Source organism: Acidocella aquatica (assembly GCF_030160635.1).
In the GTDB taxonomy this organism is placed as follows: Bacteria; Pseudomonadota; Alphaproteobacteria; order Acetobacterales; family Acetobacteraceae; genus Acidocella; species Acidocella aquatica.
This window is the reverse complement of sequence record NZ_BSOS01000072.1, coordinates 1-646: the sequence shown is the minus strand read 5'-3', so window position 1 is coordinate 646 and position 646 is coordinate 1. Positions and strand designations below refer to the sequence as shown.

Annotated in this window: 1 protein-coding gene; it reads left to right on the top strand. The window is 54.2% G+C overall.

Features of this window, described 5'->3' with window-relative positions:
• The first annotated feature begins 236 nt into the window (after positions 1-236).
• Positions 237-479, top strand: coding sequence for a hypothetical protein (locus tag QQJ84_RS12865; protein WP_284258640.1), 243 nt, complete (start codon positions 237-239; stop codon positions 477-479).
• Positions 480-646: the final 167 nt, after the last annotated feature.

Genomic DNA, 646 nt, shown 5'->3' with positions numbered 1-646 from the left:
GCAGCCCGGTAGCTCGTCAGGCTCATAACCTGAAGGTCCCTGGTTCAAATCCAGGTCCCGCAACCAGTAAATCAAACTAAATCAATAGCTTAAAGCCACCGCAAGGTGGCTTTTGGCGTTCTGACGCCCTAGGGCAGTGTTAGGGTAATTTAACTCGAAATTTCAAACCTGATGGGCTATGGTCGTCGCCTGACTAGATCCTCAACCGCAGCGCAATATGTGCCAAGGGGGGCGTCATGCCGACCATCGAGTTGCTGGGCGGAAAGGTCCAGATTTATCAGCGCGGCAATAGCCGCTTCTGGCAGGCGCGGGCGTCTGTCGGTAACAAGCAGCGCCAGTTCAGCACCAAGCAGGAGATCCAGGATCTGGCGGCCAAAGCCGCCGAGACATGGTTTTTTAGCCTGCAAGGCAAAAACCAGGCTGGCGTCCTGAATGACCGCCCGACCTTCGGTAATCCCCCCGTTTTTAACGGGGCTTAATGGTAGAATTCACGCGGCGAGTTTCAGTTTCTGGGCAGGTGTAATCCCGCCGATACCCATATTCGGTCGCTCGTTGTTATAAGTCCAGAGCCATTTCGTGGGTAACCGTCAGCTGAGTCCCACCTTGTAGGGTTTTGCGCACTCTGCCTCTGATCTTCTGATTATTG

What these genes read in the sequence shown, in the direction of transcription:
- QQJ84_RS12865 (WP_284258640.1), top strand. Translation starts at nt 237, where the DNA reads ATGCCGACCATCGAGTTGCTGGGCGGAAAGGTCCAGATTTATCAGCGC.